18 protein-coding genes are annotated in these 22,100 nt (G+C 51.8%); 9 read left to right on the top strand and 9 right to left on the bottom strand.

The annotated features are described in order from the left end of the window. The first annotated feature begins 76 nt into the window (after window positions 1-76). Together purM and purN are read left to right on the top strand one after the other, a co-directional pair. On the top strand, window positions 77-1,117 hold the full coding sequence (gene purM / locus WFP70_RS09750) for a phosphoribosylformylglycinamidine cyclo-ligase (RefSeq protein ID WP_337023364.1): 1,041 nt from the start codon (window positions 77-79) through the stop codon (window positions 1,115-1,117). After that, a complete protein-coding gene (gene purN, locus WFP70_RS09745; protein WP_160834301.1) occupies window positions 1,114-1,752 on the top strand; it encodes a phosphoribosylglycinamide formyltransferase in 639 nt (212 codons plus the stop codon). The genes purM and purN overlap by 4 nt, the downstream gene beginning before the upstream one ends. Before the next feature lie 137 nt (window positions 1,753-1,889). Here the strand turns inward: purN and pstB are convergent, their stop codons facing one another. From pstB to WFP70_RS09730, 3 genes are read right to left on the bottom strand one after another with little or no spacing between them, the layout of a single operon-like run. Beyond that, entirely contained in the window at window positions 1,890-2,657 is a 768-nt protein-coding gene (pstB, locus tag WFP70_RS09740; protein WP_038645455.1) for a phosphate ABC transporter ATP-binding protein PstB, read from the bottom strand. Window positions 2,658-2,669: 12 nt separating this feature from the next. Next, window positions 2,670-4,268 (bottom strand): phosphate ABC transporter permease PstA, encoded by a 1,599-nt coding sequence (gene pstA, locus WFP70_RS09735; protein WP_160834299.1) that lies wholly within the window; start codon window positions 4,266-4,268, stop codon window positions 2,670-2,672. Beyond that, window positions 4,265-6,358: an ABC transporter permease subunit gene (locus tag WFP70_RS09730; RefSeq protein ID WP_337023365.1), complete on the bottom strand. Its 2,094-nt coding sequence runs from the start codon at window positions 6,356-6,358 to the stop codon at window positions 4,265-4,267. The genes pstA and WFP70_RS09730 overlap by 4 nt, the downstream gene beginning before the upstream one ends. A gap of 182 nt (window positions 6,359-6,540) precedes the next feature. Between WFP70_RS09730 and ppk1 the strand changes: the two genes are divergently transcribed. From ppk1 to mgtE, 5 genes are all read left to right on the top strand, one after another. Then, window positions 6,541-8,601 carry a polyphosphate kinase 1 gene (ppk1, locus tag WFP70_RS09725; protein ID WP_034825724.1) on the top strand — a complete coding sequence of 687 codons (2,061 nt, stop codon included), beginning with the start codon at window positions 6,541-6,543 and terminating at the stop codon, window positions 8,599-8,601. Between the two features lie 5 nt (window positions 8,602-8,606). Further along, window positions 8,607-10,130 (top strand): exopolyphosphatase, encoded by a 1,524-nt coding sequence (gene ppx, locus WFP70_RS09720; protein ID WP_034825721.1) that lies wholly within the window; start codon window positions 8,607-8,609, stop codon window positions 10,128-10,130. 27 nt (window positions 10,131-10,157) lie between these two features. Continuing rightward, complete coding sequence (gene tehB / locus WFP70_RS09715; RefSeq protein ID WP_097118594.1) at window positions 10,158-10,757, top strand: tellurite resistance methyltransferase TehB; 600 nt, start codon at window positions 10,158-10,160, stop codon at window positions 10,755-10,757. Window positions 10,758-10,907: 150 nt separating this feature from the next. Beyond that, window positions 10,908-11,096 carry a YfgG family protein gene (locus WFP70_RS09710; protein WP_034825717.1) on the top strand — a complete coding sequence of 63 codons (189 nt, stop codon included), beginning with the start codon at window positions 10,908-10,910 and terminating at the stop codon, window positions 11,094-11,096. Between the two features lie 126 nt (window positions 11,097-11,222). Further along, window positions 11,223-12,656 (top strand): magnesium transporter, encoded by a 1,434-nt coding sequence (gene mgtE, locus WFP70_RS09705; protein ID WP_097118595.1) that lies wholly within the window; start codon window positions 11,223-11,225, stop codon window positions 12,654-12,656. A 1-nt stretch (window position 12,657) separates the two neighbouring features. On the opposite strand, the gene WFP70_RS09700 is transcribed toward mgtE, so the two are convergent. Beyond that, window positions 12,658-13,152, bottom strand: coding sequence for a helix-turn-helix transcriptional regulator (locus WFP70_RS09700; RefSeq protein ID WP_097118596.1), 495 nt, complete (start codon window positions 13,150-13,152; stop codon window positions 12,658-12,660). 475 nt (window positions 13,153-13,627) lie between these two features. Between WFP70_RS09700 and WFP70_RS09690 the strand changes: the two genes are divergently transcribed. Beyond that, complete coding sequence (locus WFP70_RS09690) at window positions 13,628-13,807, top strand: hypothetical protein (protein WP_034825711.1); 180 nt, start codon at window positions 13,628-13,630, stop codon at window positions 13,805-13,807. A 257-nt stretch (window positions 13,808-14,064) separates the two neighbouring features. Here the strand turns inward: WFP70_RS09690 and WFP70_RS09685 are convergent, their stop codons facing one another. Beyond that, on the bottom strand, window positions 14,065-14,841 hold the full coding sequence (locus WFP70_RS09685; protein ID WP_337023366.1) for a DUF3750 domain-containing protein: 777 nt from the start codon (window positions 14,839-14,841) through the stop codon (window positions 14,065-14,067). A gap of 250 nt (window positions 14,842-15,091) precedes the next feature. Here WFP70_RS09685 and WFP70_RS09680 point away from each other — a divergent pair, with 250 nt between their 5' ends. Continuing rightward, window positions 15,092-15,421 carry an addiction module antidote protein gene (locus WFP70_RS09680; RefSeq protein WP_337023367.1) on the top strand — a complete coding sequence of 110 codons (330 nt, stop codon included), beginning with the start codon at window positions 15,092-15,094 and terminating at the stop codon, window positions 15,419-15,421. Window positions 15,422-15,719: 298 nt separating this feature from the next. Here WFP70_RS09680 and WFP70_RS09675 read toward each other — a convergent pair whose 3' ends face one another. The 4 genes from WFP70_RS09675 to WFP70_RS09660 form a co-directional block, all read right to left on the bottom strand. Further along, window positions 15,720-18,056, bottom strand: coding sequence for a YecA family protein (locus WFP70_RS09675; RefSeq protein WP_337023368.1), 2,337 nt, complete (start codon window positions 18,054-18,056; stop codon window positions 15,720-15,722). Window positions 18,057-18,427: 371 nt separating this feature from the next. Further along, on the bottom strand, window positions 18,428-20,614 hold the full coding sequence (locus WFP70_RS09670; RefSeq protein WP_337023369.1) for an SEC-C metal-binding domain-containing protein: 2,187 nt from the start codon (window positions 20,612-20,614) through the stop codon (window positions 18,428-18,430). Then, window positions 20,596-20,787 carry an addiction module antidote protein gene (locus WFP70_RS09665; RefSeq protein WP_337023370.1) on the bottom strand — a complete coding sequence of 64 codons (192 nt, stop codon included), beginning with the start codon at window positions 20,785-20,787 and terminating at the stop codon, window positions 20,596-20,598. Before WFP70_RS09665 ends, WFP70_RS09670 begins: the two co-directional genes overlap by 19 nt. Before the next feature lie 68 nt (window positions 20,788-20,855). Continuing rightward, the gene (locus WFP70_RS09660) at window positions 20,856-21,863 is read right to left on the bottom strand and encodes a PIN domain-containing protein (protein WP_337023371.1); all 1,008 of its coding nucleotides are present in this window, start codon (window positions 21,861-21,863) and stop codon (window positions 20,856-20,858) included. Between the last annotated feature and the right edge of the window lie 237 nt (window positions 21,864-22,100).

The raw sequence follows: 22,100 nt of genomic DNA, 5'->3' as shown, positions 1-22,100 counted from the left end.
CAAACGTTTGCCTGCGCTGATAGAATTAGCGCGCTTAATTTTTGCCACCAACCGCAATTCGCGTGGGGATTCCGCAGTGACCGACAAAACCTCTCTCAGCTACAAAGACGCCGGTGTTGATATCGATGCTGGTAACGATCTGGTTGACCGTATTAAAGGCGTAGTAAAGAAAACTCGCCGCCCGGAAGTGATGGGTGGGCTGGGTGGCTTTGGCGCGCTCTGTGCGCTGCCGCAGAAATACCGCGAGCCTGTGCTGGTCTCCGGAACCGATGGCGTCGGCACCAAGCTGCGTCTGGCGATGGATCTCAAACGTCATGACAGCATCGGCATCGATCTGGTTGCGATGTGTGTCAACGACCTGATTGTGCAAGGCGCTGAGCCGCTGTTCTTCCTCGACTACTACGCGACCGGCAAACTGGATGTGGATACCGCTTCTGCGGTGATCACCGGCATCGCCGAAGGTTGCCTGCAGTCAGGTTGTGCGCTGGTCGGCGGTGAAACCGCTGAGATGCCAGGCATGTACCACGGTGAAGACTATGACGTGGCTGGTTTCTGCGTCGGCGTGGTGGAAAAATCAGAAATCATTGACGGTTCGAAAGTGCAGGACGGCGACGTGCTGATCGCACTGGGCTCAAGCGGCCCGCATTCGAACGGTTATTCGCTGGTGCGTAAAATTCTGGAAGTCAGCCAGACTGATCCAGAAACCAAACAGCTGGATGGCAAACCACTGGCCGATCATTTGCTGGCACCGACTCGCATCTACGTGAAAAACATCCTCAGCCTGATCGAGCAGGTGGATGTGCACGCGATTTCTCACCTGACCGGTGGCGGCTTCTGGGAGAACATCCCACGCGTGTTGCCAGACAATACTCAGGCGGTGATTGACGAGAAGAGCTGGCAGTGGCCGTCCGTGTTCAGCTGGTTACAGCAGGCCGGTAACGTCAGCCGTCATGAAATGTATCGTACCTTTAACTGCGGCGTGGGCATGATCATCGCGCTGAGCCCGGCCGATGCCGATAAAGCGGTACAGCTAATGACCGACTCTGGCGAACAGGCGTGGAAAATCGGCGTGATTAAAGCCTCTGACTCAGAAGAGCGAGTGGTTATTAATCCATGAAAAAACTGGTTGTACTGATCTCCGGTAACGGAAGCAATCTTCAGTCCATCCTCGACGCCTGCGCAAGCGGGCGTATTAACGGCAGCGTCGCTGCCGTTTTCAGTAATAAAGCCTCGGCATTTGGTTTGACGCGTGCGCAGGAAGCCAGCGTGCCGGGCCATAGTCTCGCCGCCAGTGACTTTGCCGACCGCGATGCGTTTGACCGCCAACTGATGCAGGAAATCGATGCCTATGCGCCGGATTTGGTGGTGCTGGCCGGTTACATGCGCATTCTCAGTCAGGCGTTTGTCGCGCATTATCACGACCGGTTGGTGAACATCCATCCGTCGCTACTGCCGAAATATCCCGGACTGCATACCCATCGTCAGGCGCTAGAGAATGGCGATGAGGAACACGGCACGTCGGTGCACTTTGTTACTGACGAACTGGATGGCGGACCGGTGATTTTGCAGGCGCGCGTTCCGGTATTTGCTGAAGATGATGAAGAAGAGATCACCTCACGTGTACAGCATCAGGAGCATGCGATTTATCCGCTGGTGATCGGCTGGTTTGTCGATGGTCGTTTGCAGATGCGTGATGGAAAAGCCTGGCTGGATGGGCAACCGTTGCCACCTCAGGGTTACGCACACGACTGATTTTCACCTTATTCAGCCGCGTGCAGACACGTTGCCCCGCTTAATTCACCCCAGTCACTGGCTGATGTCAGCGCCTGGGGCTGCTAAAACCTGTTGCCTTTCTACGCCCTGAAAACGTAGAGCAACTTGCTTATCCCTTAACCAAATCTACCCGTAATGTAATCTTCGGTTTTGCGCGCTTTTGGCGAGGTGAAGATGCGGTCGGTTTCATCAAACTCCACCAGTTGTCCGTTATGCATAAACGCCGTGTAATCTGACACGCGCGCCGCCTGCTGCATGTTGTGCGTCACCAGCACCAGCGTGAAATGCTGCTTTAACGTGGTCATCAACTCTTCGATCACTAGCGTGGAAATCGGATCGAGCGCCGACGTCGGCTCATCCAGCAGCAATACTTCCGGCTCAATGGCAATGGCACGCGCAATCACCAAACGCTGCTGCTGACCGCTGGAGAGCGTCAACGCATTCTGTGCCAGCTGATCTTTCACTTCACTCCACAGTGCCGCTGCACGCAGTGCACGTTCACAAGCTTCGTTCAGCACGCGACGATCGCGTACCCCTTGCAGCCGCAAACCGTACACCACGTTCTCGTAGATCGATTTCGGGAATGGATTCGGGCGCTGAAATACCATGCCAATCCGGCGACGCAACGCAGGCAGATCCTGATTCGCCTGCATCACCGCATGCTGATCGAGCAGAATTTCACCTTCAATGCGGCAGCGATCAATCACATCGTTCATGCGATTAAAGCAGCGCAGCAGCGTTGACTTGCCACAACCGGACGGACCAATCAGCGCTGTGATGCGGTTTTTCGGGATGTGCAGATCGATATTGTTCAGCGCCTGGCGTTCACCGTACCACAGCGACAGCTGGTTAACGGTTAACGCGATGTCGTAATCGGGCGTCATCTAAAAACCTTTCTAGTGCGTCATGAGGCGGTAACGCTCGCGCAGCCGATGCCGCAGCGCCATCGCCAACAGATTGAGCGACAGGATGATCACCACCAGCAGCAAGGCGGTGGCGTAAACCAGCGGTCGGTCAGCGTCGATATTCGGGCTCTGGAAGGCCAAATCGTAAATCTGAAAACCGAGGTGCATAAATTTGCGGTCGAGGTGCAAATAGGGGAACACCGCATCCACCGGTAACTCCGGGGCCATTTTCACCACACCCACCAGCATCAGCGGGGCGGTTTCCCCTGCTGCACGCGCTACAGCCAGAATCAGGCCGGTGAGCATCGCCGGGACCGCCAGCGGTAACACCACGCGCCACAGCGTTTCCGCCTGAGTGGCACCCAGCGCCAGCGAGCCCTGACGCAGATTATCCGGGATGCGTGACAGCCCCTCTTCGGTGGCGACAATCACCACGGGTAATGTCAGCAGCGCCAGCGTCAACGCCGCCCATAGCAGGCCCGGCGTGCCATAGGTCGGATTCGGCAACGCGCGCGAGAAAAACAGCTGATCAATCGTGCCGCCGATCAACCAGACAAAAAAGCCCAGACCAAACACGCCATACACAATCGACGGCACACCGGCGAGATTCACCACCGCAATGCGCACCAGCCGCGTTAACGCATGACGTCCGGCATATTCGTGCAGCCACACCGCCGCTACCACCCCCAGCGGCATCACGATGATCGACATCAGCAACACCATCAGCACGGTGCCAAAAATCGCCGGGAACGCGCCGCTCTCGCCGCCGCCTGATGTCGGGGAATCGCTGACAAACTGCCAGATTTGACTGAAGAAGTGCTGTACTTTCTGCCTAAACGACATCGCATTTGGATACCAGGCATCCACCACCTGCGCCAGCGGAATGATATGATCCTGCCCCTGCACATCGCGGAGCACCAACGTGTCGCGTTCGCTCTCATGTTGCAGATGGGTCAGTTGTTGCGCTAGTGCGCTAAAGCGCCGTTGCAGCGCCACGCTGTTGGCATCGAATTCCGATTGATCCTGCAAGGTGAACGTGCCGCGCTGACGTTGCTCATCAGCTTGCTGCTGCAGGCTTTCCAGCTGTGCATTGAGGCGCGCCATTTGCACACGACGAATGTGGCTGGCCTGACGTAGCTGCTCATGGACTTGCGCCAACCGCTGATGCAGCAGCGCATCACGATCGCGCGCGGTCAGCACTTCATTGTCTTCCCGCAGTTCAATCAGCCAACCGTAAGCGTTGCCGCCGCTGCGGCGCTGTAAAACCACCGCATCTGCCGGGCGACGCGTTTTCGCCGCGCCCTGGCTATACAGCACACGGAAATCCGGTGCGGCAAAATCGCGATTGCCCGTTTTCACCACATAACGCCACTGCTCGCCCTGCGGCTGTTTGTGCAGCGTTTCGCCCAGCACCATCACTGCCGAGCCTTCCGGCGGCTGAAACAGATATTGATCCACCGGTTGTGGCCAGAAGGCGCGCATGCCCTGCCATCCCAGCAGGCCAATCAGCAAGGTAAACGCCAGTAAACACACGGCCACCGCACCGGCTGTCAGCCAGCGCCAGCGATCGTTTTGACGCATCGCTTTCATCCCTGTCCCTCATGCTGGCTGTAGCGCTGGCGCAGACGCTGACGAATCAATTCCGCGACGGTGTTGATCACTAAAGTGAATATCAGTAACAACAGCGCACTCAGGAACAGAATTCGGTAATGCGCACTACCCGCTGCCGCTTCAGGCATCTCAATGGCGATGTTAGCCGAAAGTGCACGTAATCCGGCAAACAAGCCGCCTTCACTGACCGGCGTGTTGCCGGTGGCCATCAGCACAATCATGGTTTCCCCTACCGCGCGGCCAAAACCGATCATCAGGGCAGCAAAAATGCCTGCTGATGCACCTGGCAGCACCACACGCGTCAGGGTTTGCCACGGCGTAGCGCCCAGCGCCAGTGAACCTTGCCCCAGCGCGCCCGGCACGCTGAATAAAGCATCTTCTGACAAGGTGAAAATCAACGGCACCAATGCAAAGCCCATCGCCAGCGCTGCGACCAATAAGTTGCGTTGTTCATAATGCGCCAACCGCTCGCCGATATCCGGCCACAACTGCGTGGGCAGCCAAAGCGTCAGGAGTGTGACGGCCAGCAATACCGGCAGCAGCAGAATCACCTCGAAACCTGGGCGTCGCCAACGCGCTGGCAAATGCGGACTGAGCACGCCGCACAGCAATAAAGTCACCGCCAGCACCAGCGGTAGCAGCAACACGCCGACCAGCGCAGTACTCACGTGCGGTGCCAGCCAGACACCGGCAATCAAGCCAATCACCACGCTTGGCAACGCGCCCATCATTTCAATGCCCGGCTTCACCCAGCGGCGTAATCCCGGAGACATAAACCATGCGGTGTACATTGCCGCCGCCAAAGCCAGCGGCGTGGCAAACAGCAGCGCCAGCGAGGCCGCTTTGAGTGTACCTAGCACCATCGGTATCAGACTGAATTTGGCCTGATAGCTGTCGCCAGCCGCAGTGGATTGCCATACCCAATCCGGCTGCGGATAGTTTTCGTACCAGATTTTTTGCCACAGATTGCGCCAGGTGAAGTCGGGCCACGGATTATCCAGCGCAAACTGTTGCCACTGCCCTTCCCGTTCAATAATCAGCGCATCGCCGCGGGGTGAAAAGGCCAGCGCCTGGATGCCCGGTGCCAGCTGACGCGTCAAAATCGGCCCCTGCTGCTTGCTGGCGAACAGTTTGACCTCACCCGCTGCATTAAAGGTGGCAAACACACGACGCTGCGCCTCAGGCACAACCTTCAGCGCATCCTGGCTGTGATCAAAGGTATGAATTTCCTGCAACCGCGGCCCTTTATCGCCTGCGATGGCAAACCATTGCTTGACCCCCTGGGTATCCTGAATCAGCAGCGTGCGCCCCCCGGTGAGGATATGCAGGCTTTGCGGACGCTGGTTAAGGGTCTGCGTTTCGCGCAGCTGAGCGCCTTCTGGCGTGATTTGCCATACACGCAGCAAACGCCCTTCGCTGGCGTACAGCAATGTGCCATCGGGGGATAACAGCAAATGCTCGGCTTGCTGCTGTGGCAGCAAAATCTGATTAACGGTTTGCTGGTTCTCCAGCGTCATTACGCTGATGCCTGCCGGCGTTTGGGCGGCAATCCGCCATTGGTGATCGCTTAGCGAGGTGAGCGCCATGGTGGTGACCGCGCCTTGCGCCAGATGCAGCGGACGATCGCCAAACGGGAAGAACCATTGACCGTGGTTTTCGTGGATCAGCGGTTGCATCAGCAGCAGTGCGCCCTGCATATTGAGCAATACGCTATTGCTATTGCTGCTGTTGACCGCCGCATCAGGGTGCTGTTGCAGCACCAGCGCCTCAGCGGCGGGCTGCCCATCGAGTGGAATAAAGCGCGCCTCGTTGCGGCTGATGCGCCAGCCGAGATGCCCATCGCTGCCCATCGCCAGTACCTGGGCTTTATCCCAAAGTTGGATATTGGTGGTGGCTTGCATGCCTGGCGCGCTGAAAAGGGGTAACACCACCCAGATCAGCCAGAAGAATAGCAGCAGCATCAGCAGCAAAATGCCCACGCCGCAGCCTGTCACCACGCGACGAACAAACTGATCGACAGCGCGGCGACGGCGGTCGCTGAAATGGACAGGGATACGATTTATGCTCATGCAGGCCAGGTTACAGGTGAAAACACGTCGCTATGTTGCCCGTAGCTGATTGATAAGACAACCTTTGGCGTTGGACAAGCTTGCCATACTCTCGCCATAATGGTGACGGACACTGAGCGGAGGCGCATTTTTGCGATTTTCCCGCCGGACAATCCGTCCAGCAACAGCATCACGGAGTCAGAATGGGTCAGGAAAAGCTGTATATAGAAAAAGAAATAAGCTGGTTAAGCTTCAACGAACGTGTATTACAGGAAGCAGCGGACAAAACGAACCCGCTGATCGAGCGCATGCGCTTCCTGGGAATCTATTCCAACAATCTCGAAGAGTTCTATAAAGTGCGCTTCGCCGATCTGAAACGTCGCATTCTGATTGGTGAAGAACAGGGCACCCCGACGACCCTTCGTCATATCTTGAAAAAAATTCAACTGCGGGTGCAGAAATCGGATCAGGAATTCGATGCGCTGTACAATGACCTGCTGCTGGAGATGGCACGTAATCAGATCTTCCTGATTAACGAACGCCAGCTGTCGCCGAATCAGCAAGAGTGGCTGCGCTATTACTTCAAACATCAATTACGCCAGCACGTCACGCCGATTCTGATTAACCACGACACCGATCTGATTGAGTTCCTCAAAGACGATTACACCTATCTGGCGGTCGAGATCATTCGCGGCGACGATATTCGTTACGCGCTGCTGGAGATCCCGTCCGACAAGGTTCCCCGTTTCGTCAACTTACCGGCTGAATCACCGCGTCGTCGCAAGCCGATGATCCTGCTGGATAATATCCTGCGCTATTGCCTGGATGAGATCTTCAAAGGCTTCTTCGATTACGATGCGCTGAATGCTTATTCGATGAAGATGACGCGCGATGCTGAATATGACCTCGTTACCGAGATGGAATCAAGCCTGCTGGAACTGATGTCCTCCAGCCTGAAGCAGCGTCTTAACGCAGAACCGGTGCGCTTTGTGTATCAGCGTGATATGCCGGATGCGATGGTGGAAATGCTGCGCCATAAGCTGTCGATTTCGAACTACGATTCGATTGTGCCGGGCGGCCGTTACCACAACTTTAAAGACTTTATTGGCTTCCCGAACGTCGGCAAAGCCAATCTGGAAAACCGTCCGCTGCCGCAAATCCGTCACATCGGCTTTGATGGCTTCCGTAACGGTTTCGATGCCATCCGTAATCGCGATGTGCTGCTCTACTATCCGTATCACACCTTTGAGCACGTGCTGGAGCTGTTGCGTCAGGCATCGTTCGACCCAAGCGTGCTGGCGATTAAGATCAACATTTATCGTGTCGCTAAAAACTCACGCATCATGGATGCGATGATCCACGCGGCGTACAACGGTAAAAAAGTGACTGTGGTGGTGGAGCTGCAGGCGCGTTTTGATGAAGAAGCCAATATTCGTTGGGCAAAACGCCTGACCGAAGCGGGCGTGCACGTGATCTTCTCCGCGCCGGGTCTGAAAATTCACGCCAAACTGTTCCTGATTTCACGTCGTGAAGGCGATGAGATTGTGCGTTATGCGCATATCGGCACCGGTAACTTCAACGAAAAAACCGCACGCATTTATACTGACTATTCATTGCTGACCGCCGATGCGCGCATCACCAATGAAGTGCGCCGCGTGTTCAACTTTATTGAGAACCCGTATCGTCCGGTGACGTTCGAACACTTACTGGTGTCGCCGCAGAACTCGCGCGACATGCTGTATAAGTTGATCGATGCCGAGATCGCCAATGCCCAGCAGAAAAAACCGGCGGGCATTACACTGAAAATCAACAACCTCGTCGATAACGGCCTGGTGGATCGCCTCTATGCCGCGTCATCTGCGGGCGTGAAGATCAATTTACTGGTGCGCGGCATGTGTTCTCTGATCCCTGATTTACCGGGCATCAGTGAAAATATTCGCATTACCAGCATCGTTGACCGTTATCTTGAGCATGACCGCGTCTATATTTTTGAGAGCGGCGGCGAGAAAAAGGTTTATCTCTCTTCCGCAGACTGGATGACGCGTAATATCGATCACCGTATTGAGGTGGCCGTGGCGATCCTTGATCCCCGCGTAAAGCAGCGCATTCTGGATATCATTGCCATTCTGTTGAGTGATACCGTGAAAGCGCGCATCGTGGACAAAGAACTGAGTAACCGTTATGTTCCGCGCGGCAATCGCAAGAAGGTGCGCTCGCAGCTGGCGATTTACGATTACATCAAGAAACTGGAACAACCCGAATAACGCCTATGCCAATTTCCCATAAAAGTACGCCGAAACCGCAGGAATTTGCTGCCATCGATCTGGGCTCAAACAGTTTCCACATGGTCATTGCCCGTGTGGTCGATGGCGCCATGCAAGTGTTGGGGCGTTTGAAACAGCGCGTGCATCTGGCCGATGGGTTAGATGCGCAAAATCGCCTGAGCGATGAGGCGATGGAGCGTGGCCTGAGCTGCCTGGCGCTGTTTGCGGAGCGTTTACAGGGGTTCAGCCCGGCAAACGTCACTATCGTCGGTACGCACACGCTGCGTATCGCCACCAATGCCGAAGAGTTCCTGCAGCGCGCCGCAGAGGTGATCCCCTATCCGATCGAGATCATCTCTGGCAACGAAGAAGCGCGTCTGATCTTCATGGGCGTGGAGCACACGCAGCCGGAAAAAGGCCGCAAGCTGGTGATCGATATCGGCGGCGGTTCAACCGAACTGGTGATCGGTGAGGATTTTGAACCGCAGCTGGTGGAAAGCCGCCGCATGGGTTGTGTCAGCTTTGCCAATCTCTATTTCCCGAAAGGGGAAATTTCGCCTGAACACTTCCGTCGCGCGCGTTTGTCCGCAGCGCAGAAGCTGGAAACCATGGCCTGGCAGTATCGTCTGCACGGCTGGCAGTATGCGCTCGGCGCTTCAGGCTCGATCAAAGCAGCCTGCGAAGTGTTGATGGCAATGGGTGAGAAAGAGAAGCTGATCACGCCGGAAACGCTGGAGATGCTGGTCTCTGAGGTGCTTAAGCACAAGTCGTTTAATGCGTTGAGCCTGCCAGGCTTGTCGGAAGAGCGTAAAGCGGTGTTTGTGCCAGGGTTAGCGATTCTGTGTGGCGTATTTGATGCGCTGGCAATTCGCGAACTGCGCCTGTCTGACGGCGCGCTGCGTGAAGGTGTGCTGTATGAGATGGAAGGTCGCTTCCGCCATCAGGATATCCGCAGCCGCACCGCGCAAAGTCTGGCTAACCACTACGCTATCGATAGCGATCAGGCACGCCGCGTGCTGGAAACGACCGAGCAGCTTTATCTGCAGTGGCTGGATCAAAATCCCAAACTGGCGAATCCACAGCTCTCGGCGTTACTGAAATGGGCTGCGCTGCTGCATGAAGTGGGATTGACCATCAATCACAGCGGCATGCAGCGGCATTCGGCTTACATCCTGCAGAACTCCAACATGCCTGGTTTTAATCAGGATCAACAGATGCTGTTGGCCATGCTGGTACGCTACCACCGTAAAGCGGTGAAGCAGGATGAGATGCCGCGTTTCACCTTGTTCAAAAAGAAACAGTTCCTGCCGATGGTGTTCCTGTTGCGTCTGGGTACGCTGCTGAATAATCAGCGCCAGGCCACCACCAAGCCGGACTCGCTCAAACTCAACGCAGATGACAGCAACTGGACGCTGACTTTCCCGCGTGGCTATCTGAGCCAGAATACGCTGGTACAGTTGGATCTGGAGCGTGAGCAAGCCTACTGGAATGATGTCACCGGCTGGAAACTGACGCTGGAAGAGGAGTAATGCGGGCTGCTGGCCCGCTGTATCACTATGACAACACGTCCCGATAACTATTACGCGGAAAAATACGGTCTGACGCCGACCCACTCCGAAGTGCTGGCTGCACTGCCAAAACTGGAAGTGGGCAAAGCGTTAGATCTCGGCTGCGGCCAGGGCCGTAACAGTCTGTTCCTGAATCAGCACGGTTTTGACGTGACGGCCTGGGACAGCAATCCGGTCAGCCTTGAGCGTCTGAATAGCATTATTCAGGAAGAGAATCTGGAGAACATTCGCACTGAACTGTGCGATCTCAATCAGGTGCGTTTCAACGGCGGCTATCAGTTCGTGCTCTCCACAGTGGTGATGATGTTCCTGCAACCGGAATCCATCCCACAGCTGATTGCCGATATGCAGGCCAGTACGCTGAAATATGGCTATAACCTGATTGTGGCGGCGATGAGCACGGATGATTATCCCAACTCGCAGAACTTCCCGTTTACGTTCAAATCCGGTGAGCTGAGCCATTACTATCGCAACTGGCACATCGTGAAGTACAACGAGGATATCGGTGAACTGCATCGTCGGGATGAAAACGGCGATCGCATCAAATATCGTTTCGCCACGCTACTGGCGCAAAAAGCCAGCTATTGATGACGAGGCCGCGGAGTGCGGCCTCATCTGATTTTGATCAACGCACCCTTAACCGTTACTGCTCATTTTTCACACAGCGATTGACCTGACAATCTAACTGTGACTAAATGTTGCCATCGCCCAGCCGGGCATTTACAGGAACCACCCTGCGTGAACAGCGCCATCCCTGCACGAAGACGTCCCAAAACCGGTACCATGACTCGCATTATTTTGCTGATCAGTTTCTTCATTTTGGTTGGCCGTCTGATTTTCATTATCCCCGGTGCGATTGAGCATCATCAGCAAAAAAAAGCCGCACCTGAGCCGGTCACCACACTGAGCACCAGCGATTCGCGCTAAGGAATTTGCGGGTCATCGTTGCTTGCCGCTTCACATTGCCCGATTGTGACAATGCTGCTTAATGCGCCCTGATTACCCGCAACGCGCTACACTTTGACCTGACTTTACAGACACAAGGGACGCGTTATGTCTGCTCCGTATGCACAACAATTAACTGAAATCCGTCAGCGCATCTTGCATCTGCTCCTCAGCGAGGACGATCTCGTTGATGTGCTGCTGGATAAATCTATCGATCTCAATGCCGCCGAGTTGCGGGAGATCACCGACTGGCGCCATCAGCTGGAAGAAGAGCTGCATCAACTGCACGCAGCTGACTTAGCGGATATCCTCGAAGCGCTACCTGAACAAGAGCGTCTGGCATTATGGCGCCTTGTGCCCTCCGAACAGCGCGGTCGCGTGCTGGTCGAAGCCTCTGAAACCGTCTGGGCCAGCCTGACGGAAGGTATGACTGATCGCGAGATTCTGCACGCTATTGAGCCGCTGGACATCGACGATCAGGTATATCTGGCACGCTATCTGCCGCGCGATTTAACCGGACGTTTACTCACCACGCTGGAGCCAAACCTGCGTGCACGCCTGCTGGAAGTGATCGAGCTTGATCGCGACCGCGTGGGCCAGGTTATGGATTTCAATATTCTGACCGTCCGATCTGACGTGACCCTCGCCACCGTGCAGCGCTTTCTGCGCAAGCGCAAAAGCATGCCGGATGGTACCGATAAAATCTTTATTACTGACGAACAGAATCAGTTGCTGGGTGAGTTAACACTCACCGACATTTTACTCAACAAGCCAAAGACGCTGGTTTCGGATGTGATGAATGCGCGCCCGACCACCTTTCAGCTCGACGACAAAGCCGAAGAAGCAGCCAGTGCCTTTGAGCGTTATAACCTGATCTCTGCCGCCGTTATTGATGCGAAAGGTAAGTTGATTGGCCGTATTACCGTGGAAGACGTGATCGATCTGGTTAACGAAGAGAACGAAAGTAACATTCGTAAGATGGGCGGTATCAGCCAGGGTGAGGACGTGTTCGCGCCGGTGCGCAAAGCGGTGGGTAAACGCTGGGCGTGGCTCGCCATCAATCTGTGTACCGCATTTATCGCTTCTCGCGTAATTGGCCTGTTTGAAGAGACCATTTCTCAACTGGTGGCGCTCGCGGCGCTGATGCCTATCGTTGCCGGGATTGGCGGTAACACAGGTAACCAAACCATCACCATGATTGTGCGTGCGCTGGCGCTGCATCAGGTGGAACCCGGTAACTTCTCCTTCCTGGTGGTACGTGAACTCGGCGTTGCCCTGATTAACGGGCTGTTCTGGGGCGGCATCATGGGAAGCATCACCTGGTTGATGTACGACAATATGCAACTCGGTGGCGTGATGATGCTGGCGATGGTGCTTAACCTGCTGCTGGCGGCGCTCATGGGTGTACTGATTCCGTTGATCATGACCAAGATGAAACGCGACCCAGCGGTAGGCTCCAGCGTGCTGATCACCGCTATCACCGACACCGGCGGTTTCTTTATTTTCCTCGGTCTGGCAACGGTGTTTTTGCTGCACCATTAAATCAAAGACAGTGCGCGTAACGTTGCAGCGCTTGCTGCAAATTGAGTTGCAACGTTGCGTGCGCCAGTTCCCGGATGCCTGGTGTTACGCGCGATGAGCCGCGTTGATTTAACCACTCGACCACATCGATAAGGTGCCACAGCGCGGTTTTACCATCATGAATTGGACGTGGAAACTGCGGGGTGTGAGTAAGCATTAACTTCCGCATATTCTGGCGCGATACGCCGATCAACTCGGCGATATCCGTAAGGCCGACCAGATCGGGGGCCGCTTCAATCAGTTCGGCATCGGGTAAAGCCTGAATGACTTCGGCTAAGGCATCGCGAATCGCTTGCTGCGCACTCTCCGCTTCCCGGCAGTACATCAGACTCAATTTACCGGCTACGCCAGTACCCACCAGCGCATCAGTGCAACCGGCAGCACCGAGTCGCTCCAGGGCTTCGTCATCAGAAACAGCGTCACTCAACTGAAAACGTAACGTGAATTCAAATTCCATTTTTACATCCTTATCGTTTCACTCTTGAGCAGTTATCCACCACTCGCTTTAACATCCTGGCATGATTTTCAGGGCTCTTAGGCGTGCTCCAAATGCAGGTAATACAGAAATCACCGCATCGACACTCTGCTGAATTCTCCGGGCAATACATTTTTCCCCACGCATGATGCCCACCCTGCGCAATTTTCCATCCCTGAACTTCTGCATAACGTAAAACGCTTTCAATCTCTTTGTGCGGGTGTCGCTTCCTTTCTGACATTGCATGCCACCTTATACTTTGAACATTAGGTTGTCAACTGACAACCACCTTCGGTTTTCTGATGCTATGTCATCAGCATTTAAGGCGAGAAAAAACAAGAAGTGTCCTGTGATCCCGAATTTCATTTGAGGTTGGATACCAGCGCACAAAATCGAGCGCGCCTGAGTTCAAGCGCATATACACTTAGCGCTATCACTGACCTGAGGGAGAAACAGCATGTTTAAAGTTGATGATTTTGTGCAGTCGAAGACCGGTGGCCCAAAGATGCAGGTCACACGGGTTGAAGGGGAGTTGCTATGGTGTGCACGTATTGACGATCCCATCAAACGTGAGATCGAAGTCAGAGCAGATAGCGTGAATTTGTATCACGAAGAAGGCGATTTCGGCGTGTGCTGATTCTTCCGTTACGCGATAAATAGCGCCGCTACTGGTCAGTGCACCCTGCCATAGCGGCGTAATTTATTGTGTAATGCCTGGTTTTGCTCGCCATGAATGACGCGCTACGCTGCTCGGTGCGGTTAATGACGCCCTTACATTGTTTGGTGCGGTTTTCATAAAGTGCGCATTCATGCGTACCAGGTTAAAGACGCACTCACTGGCTTAAGTGAATGAATGGCATTACGCAATTTTTTGCATGACGTGAACGCAGACAATCACGGATTGTCCTTTTGCAGATTATCTTGCCCAATTCCGCCAATAAACGGCAAGCGCAGTTTTAATGGCGCGAAGTTCAGCCCCAGATTCAATCCCAATACATTCACTTCCAACCCTTCTTCCGCACCCAAGGTAACGCCTAACACACCCAGCAAGGACACCTGTAACCCACGCCCCGACGGTGGTAATCCAATGGGATGAAGCAGAGAGCGATAGTCTTTGCCTAACGCATTAGCAGGCAGGTCTAACTTTAATGCAGGTACTTCACGGCCAATGTGCGCCATAAAGGTGTTGCTGTTCGGTCCCGGCCACGCGTGATAGGTCGTTGGCCACGGGTAGGATTTTATCGCCGCTTCGATCTGCGGAATCATCGCTTCTGCTTCCTTGCCGCGATGCTCCACCAGTAAACGCGGTTTCGCGCCGTACCAGTATCCGTCCGGCAGGTTTGCGTTGCGACGCACCTTGTCGCCACTGCCCCAGCTGATCACTTCGTAACGGTTGTACTGCGTCTCTCCCGCGCGTTTGAAAATGATCCACGGATGCACCGCGACAGCGCCCTTCCAGCCATATGTGGGCGCGGCATAGACCTGCACGATGGCCAGATTGGCATATTGATGTGGGTCCGGCGCTAACCCGGCCGAATCCCGTCGCGCCGTCGCCCAGCCACCGCGCTCACTGGTTAACTCACCGGTGCGCGTGGCTTGCGCCAGACTGGCCGCCAGTGAGAGCAGCACAATACAGAGGAAAGAGAGGAGAAAGGCTTTCAATGGCAGCATCGACGGCGTCCTGATGATTAACAATTCACCTGCCATCATGCATTGATAGAGGTGAGTTTGTATTCACTAACTATGCGATAGGGCAAATCGTTCTGAAAACCGATGTTAGTTGGCCACAAAAGAATGGAGTGTATCTCGCAGATGCACACTCTTCGCTGACCCTTGCGTTGCATCAACGTCGCTTATAAAAGACAATTTTTGCTGGATTGAATGCTTGCGAGGACGCTATGGAATACACCGAGGTAACAGCATGACTATCATCACTCAATCTGCACCAAAGAAAAAAGCAGTCAGTCACGACGATCCGATGGTAGCAGAGTTGCGAGAAAACCCGGATTACGCTGAAATCTACCTGCAAACGGCATTGGAAGATATCTACGAAGAAGGCGGGATAGCTGCCTTTCTGATCGCCCTTCGCCGGGTAGTTGAGGCTCGGGGTGGCATTAGCGAAATCTCTCGCAAATCGGGGTTGTCGCGCCAGCAGTTGTACAAGACGCTCTCAGAAAAAGGAAATCCAACGCTCACTACCTTAACAGAGATTACTCGTGCGGCGGGCGTTAGGCTTATCTCTCACCTCTAAAGAAAAAGCCCGCATTTAAGCGGGCTTAATAGGCAATTCAATGAGTGGAAATCACTTCCACTCCATTATAAATTAAAATTAATATAAATAACAGTCACTTAGAAACTCGATCTTTCTCGATACCATAATCTATACCATGCGGAGATTTTTTTATTTTTTCTGCTCATCGACGTTTATTAAGCTCAGGCTCATGCTGAGAAGACTCTCGCACAACATGAATCAAATATAAAATTAAAGATAAAAATAAGTATGTTATACAAATTTATGCACTACCTCTATTTGAACTCCGAAGCAGCTTCTACCGTCCATGACATCTCTTGTATTTCATGCCACTGCCACATGGACAAGGGACATTACGGCCAATCTTTTTGCTCTTGCGACCAAAGTGGACTTGTTTTTCCCGTTCGAGATTGACCGTACGCTCAGGATTGGCCATTCTCGCTGCGTCTTCATAAATGTGTGCGTTATCTGCTGTATGCTCCGTCGGTATGTAAATTTTGAAAGACCGCGCCTGGACATAAGTACCATCGGCACTAACTTCAGCCACAATGCCAATGACGTTAGTAGCCTTGGCGCTCAACGCAACTGCGCTAGCCTTATTGTTCACCTTAGTCCAGTCAATTGGATGACCATGCTGTTGAAGCCAAACGAAGAGCGGTACACCGTCCCCGCCCAGAACAAAGTAACGAACGGGATGCTGAATCAGTGTTTTTCGAAGGTCGGACAGCATCTTGGCCAGATTATTCCGACCTTCCTCTCCTAGGTCACGGATATGACTCTCTGCTGAAAGCCAGCCGCTAGCTCGGGTGCTATCGAGTGCTCCAAGCAGCTTCAGAACCTCCTCCGGGAACTTCTGACTTGGGAACGGTTTGCTTTCCCACTCCTCACCTTCGAAGGTCCTGTCGACGATGTCACTCATGCCATCCCAGATAACCATGTTCGCTTTCTCTTCCTTCAACTGCTCGATAATATCCAGATCAAAACGGTTCTTCTTCAGGTAAGCACCCAAGTGATCGATCTCGTCGAAGAGATGAGCCCCGCGTATTCCGGCAACGGCTTGCCGCACCTCCAAGTAATGGACGAACTCCCCGGGTGTGGGCAAGAGTCGCTTGAGCACAAACAAATCGTCGATGGACAGTGAGATGAAAGCATGCTTTCCAAGTAAAGGCTCAACCTGCAGTAATTCTTTACAGTACGTGGAAAAGGGCGAGAACGACTCCACTGTCAACCCAATAGGCACCATCACCCGGTAGTCAGAGCGACGCACACGACAACACTCTTCGTATTTGCCATTCACGAGGTGATAGAGGAACACTTCATCCGCCGAATTCATATAATTGAAGAAGCGTGCACATTGTTTATATGCCTTGAATACTAAGTCCTGCACTGATTGAGCATGACGGCCAAAATCAAGCGCCGGTGATGCAATGGTGGCTGCTGCACCAGCCTTAGCCTCAACTAATAACAGCACATCATCGACCAGGATTAGAGTATCGTTTTCGGACCACTGCTTGCTATCAGGATCCTTGTAGTAAACCTCCTGAAGAACTGTGGCTCCCGGAAGCTGGGCATAGAGAATGTCGGCAAAGGCTGCTTCGCTCATCATTTTCTGCCTATCTTTAAAGGCCTTATTGTAATCCGGCTTTCGCTGTAGGAGATTAAATAGGAGCGCACGATACCCCGCATCGCGAGCAAAACAGGGATCGACCGCGTAGTAATCCGACCCAAGCTGAATTAGAGGCTTCTTACGTGCTGGCAGTGTCCGAAAGGGTGTCCCCTTAAAATCGCCCGCTGCGAAGAACTCAGTATCTTCTCCTCGCTGGTATGACAAGTCTGCTAGCAATGTCGGTGGCAACTTCGTGTGACGGCTTACATTGGCAATACCGCCGCGAAGCATATCCTCCATCGCCCCCCGGGCCGCTTTGGACTGCTCCTCATTTTCAGCAATCCATGACTCCATAGCGTCTTCCATAGACTTACTTTGCTCTATAGAAAAAGCTTTTACCGCCTCAAACTGCTTCATCATCTCAATGATTGCGTTGGCCTGCCCAGAACGAGTAGCGTCGGCCATGGCCTGAAAGCCTTCCGCAATATCGGTGGCACCAATGCCGTACACCTCCTCCAAAACATCATTGTGAGGCGCCAGAACGTAGCGATAGAACTCGCCCTCCAAAACTTGATAACGATTCCCGCGTATCATGACCCAAGTGGATTTCGCACGGAATTCAATGTCGGCCGTATTAGGACCGAAGATGCCATCTTTGGTCTCAGCAGAGGTGGCCATAGCATAGAACATGGCCTGCTCTCTCAGTTTTCGGCTACGTTCAAACAACTCAGCGCACAGTGCTTCGTCGAATTCCATATCCGCAGGAGCGGCCTCAGATGCCAGAACCGCGTGAACATACTCTAGTAAGAACTGGGTTTCATTAACTACGTCAGCTGGGCTACCCTCTTGGCCTAGCTTTTCGCCCCCAATTTGGTTTCCCATTTTTTTCATCATGTGCTGAGCGTAGATGTACCCGAGCAAATCATGCGGAGGCATTTTGACAATCAACTCACGCATTCGGTCAGCAATGGATTCCATATCCTTCAATAAAGAAGCTACAGTTTTCTTTCGATCTTCTTCCATACTCATTCTTATCACTCCATTCTGAACTACTGATCTTTCAAGCACCATAATGCTCACTCGTCAATCATATCAGCTCAGTCCTGCATCTTGGCTTTACGCTGTTCACGATAATCAGCTTTCTTATATATCGCCCTTACTCTGGTTACGTCGAGGTTTCGAGCACTTACTGTAGTGGATATTTTTTCCGGGATTATCCGTGGCGATTCAAAGCCCCACAAAAACACGCAAATTCAGATGTATTTCACCGCATTCATGACCAAGCAAACTTTAATGAAATGCCACCTCACCCAAAACATCAAAATAAAATAAAACTTAAATTAAAAAATAGTTAAAACTCAAATCGCAACTAATAAAAAATCAAAAAAAATCCCACCAATCTATTTTAAACAGCATTTTTTGTACTTAATTCCACTTCCACAGTGACACGGTTCATTTCGCCCAAGTTTCATCCGCCTACCTTCTCGTAAAAATGGAGGTAAAGCATCACTTACTCTAGATGCTGGTTTCATGTCAGCTGTAAGTCGTTCCATTTCGTCAGACGCCGCCCATGGATAATCCAAAGTCACACCGAACTGGACTTGCCCATTCGGGCTTACAGAAACTCCAAACCATTGAGCTGCATGTTGCTGATACTTGCGTTTTGCACAGTGAGCTTCCAACACAGCAACCGCTTCAGGAGATACCTTTGGATTACAATGAAAGCTGACTCCACAAGGTGGAGTGCTCGAGGCCAGAGTAACATCATGCCGCTTACCATCGAACTGCGCTTTCCTTATGATAGTTTCAAGTATGCGGTGAACATTTCTACAAGCATCCTCATTCATTGAAAGCAAGTGGAACCCGAGTTCAAGTGTTGCCGGGTCTGCTCTATTCTCAATTTCTTTAATCAAATCTTCATAACGTGTTCCTCGCATTTTCGTGAGTATGCCTGCTGGGGTATAATCACCTTGAAGATTATCTCTGCGAACTAACATCGCCGTATCTAAATCTTGTGCGACAGAATCTTCAAGCATCACTAGGTCGTAATTTCCATCTAGCCAGAGATTCTGCTTAAGGTGATAGCCAAGCACGGTTAACTCGTGCCCACTCATCAACTTATCTGATACAGCCACTCTTAATTTTACATAGCTAAGAAAACGCAATGGCGTTGCCAGCATTTCCGTCAAAGTATCTAGGAGGAAAACGTCCATTACGAACGGAGGACGAATGACATTGGTAGTCTGGAATTTAAGTGACTGACTTGCCTGAAAGGCAAGTGCAGGATAGTGTTCAGACACAAGGCTGAACAAAAAGATATCTTTGATGCTAGTCGGAAGAGCTATGTCTTTCTTGTTGTCATCCACCAACCGGCATCCTCCAGCAAGCAGTTCATTCGCACACACCCACCCCTGATCATACGAATCCTGAATTGCGGCAGCGAAGTCGGCCTTTAGCTGGTTGTCGTTGCCCTTGCGTGCTGCAATAGTTAGCTTTTTAGCCTTCGCCTGCAAAATGATGAGTCGATCTCCGTATATGACTAGAACATCAACCTCAGCAACAATATCTTTACCACGATATAGGTTTACATTCGCATGAACATGTTCACTGCCAAATACCCTAGATAAGCGGCGTGCAGCAAATTGTTCAGTAAAAGCTCCGCGATGCTCAGCAGCTGTCGGGCGATAAGCCTTGTCGTCCCACATCCAAAAGAATGGAGATTCGTATAATGCCTCGTAAATGGCGTAATGTGAAAAGAGAAGTATAGTTCCATGCCCGGTCGGTATGAGCGGTCGAGCAGCGACCTCATTGAAATCCCCAACCTCCTTAAACCCATCGTTATGCCCTGAAAAGAGAAATGCAGCAAAGAAGGCTTGAACTATATTTGCCTCAACACCACTGTGGAATACCACTTCGTCTAGCGAGAACTCGAATACTGGCAACCAAGTCGCTAGAGAGCCTTCATCTGATTGAAAATCAGCGAGAAGTTTCGTTCCCTTCTCATCCATCAAAGTGCACATTGTCTTCGCTATGTTGCGCGCCTGACCAGAAGTGAAGCCTTTGTTTTTAAGCAGCCATTCATCATCCGCCCCAAACTTTTCTGGCACTAAATCTCTATACTGGAAAGCATAAGCTGATTCTGTACCGTAAAAGATTGGTTCTCGCATCCCTGGTCCATGCCACGGGTTTGGAGGCTCCCCTCCCTGCTTCATCGCTTCAAACATAGAAGCGAAGATTGGATAGGACATTGCGTTGTGAAGCTCCTGCATAAGCGCATCAGTACGCTGGACATAGCCATCAATTACAGCTTTCGGTTGCTTAGTTAGGTCCAACGGTCCTTTTACCATGAGACCAAGCAACGTCGTAAGCTCCGTCCGTATAAGGCGCTCACCACTGAACAATCGATCCATGTCAGATGGCTTTAGTGTTCCCTTAATATGAATGACGTTATCGCGATTACAAATTCGCGCAATCGCATGAACATATCCTGGCGAACAAGCTAATGCTGCCAAATCCTCAAAAATATGGGCTTCGTCTCTCGGTTTTTCCATATTTCCCCCCAAATTATTTACAGCATGGAAGAACATTCTCTTCTCCCATCATCCTCGTTGTTCAAGTTTGCAGTAGTTACCTGTCGAACAAAAATGGCAAGTTCTGCTGAATCCCCAGTACGTCTAACTTCATCAAGCAGTTCAGTAGCATAATTTGGGTTGGCACGGAAAAATACCGTCATAGCTTCGTCATGTGATCTGTCTTTCATCTAATCCATAATCTTGGTCGAACGGTATCGACACATATTTTTATGGATAGAAGCGATATAATCCTTACTTACGTATCAAGCATGTCCCACTCATCACCCAAGACCCATCGTAAGGCAGAGAGTTTCCCATTGAGCATCCCCCATTCAAAATCGCTCCATGGTCCGGTATCTTCATATTTATCCCTGACTCGTTGGGCTACAATTTTTGCTTGGTCAAGAATATCTTCATGAATAACATCATTGCCGTAGCGTTCTGTGCCAGCGGGGACTATCTCAATATCACCATTTTCTAGGTGATACATCCTATTCATATGGCGGTTGTACCAGACTTTATCGAATAACTCATCCATCGCAGACATGATTTCCTGAAGTCCACGAGTTTCGTCTTCCCAAGAAAAGCTATTCTCATAGTGAAATTCTTCAAGATCGAGCAAGCCCTCAATAGCAGAACTTGTGGCGTTAAAGAATAAAGAGCTGCTGCCGTCAAAAATATCTGCGAAATCTTCATGTGGCTGCCTGTGGTCTTGGCCGGAAAAATCCGTGACATTGTGAGTGACAAATCTAAAGGTTTCGTACTCACTTACGTGCGACACCCGAAACTCATGGAAAGTCTCTGCTAACATTGCATCAGCAACACTATTTTTCTGCTTATGGAACGGAGCCTTCTTAGCGATAGCCCGCTCTGCAGCTCTGATTTTTGCGGCATCAGAGATTATAATTTCGTGGGCCATGTCAAAAAGTTTGGCAACACGACTTACTGTATTTTGATTAACTTCGGAAAGAATAGGCAGTCTGTGATTAACATCATCCAAAGTCTTGAGCGCAGTATCTTTACCTTCACCGCCAAAAGACTCAACCACCCCTTTAATTATTCGAAATTCAGTGGCGAGTCGTTTCCGCGTAGCCTCAATCACCTTATCTTTATTTCGTTCGTACTCTGCACGTATCAGGTCTGGCAGTAGTATTTTGATACTCCCATCCTGTACCAGATGTTCGATGGCAGTAAGCATTGGCAATTCAGCTTTTTTAGATGAAATATCAAGCCAAACACATGTATCAAGCATAATTAGATGCATTTAAGCTCCCACAAGTTATGAAAATAAAATACCTATAATCTATAAGATCGTTACCAGATAATCTTAGGTATCTCAAGTCTCTAAACCTTGAAGAACTACTTTCATGACACTTGAGGGGTTGCAGATTGGAGTTGCCCCCGCTAAAACGGACACGGTTAATTTATAGCCAGCAGCGAACTTCTGTATTCCCTTGGTGACTGCATTTTCAGCCCTTTATGGGGATGCCAGTTATTGTAG

It is taken from the genome of Pantoea sp. USMM079, assembly GCF_037153115.1.
In the GTDB taxonomy this organism is placed as follows: Bacteria; Pseudomonadota; Gammaproteobacteria; order Enterobacterales; family Enterobacteriaceae; genus Pantoea; species Pantoea communis.
This window is presented reverse-complemented; position numbering and strand designations above follow the sequence as displayed.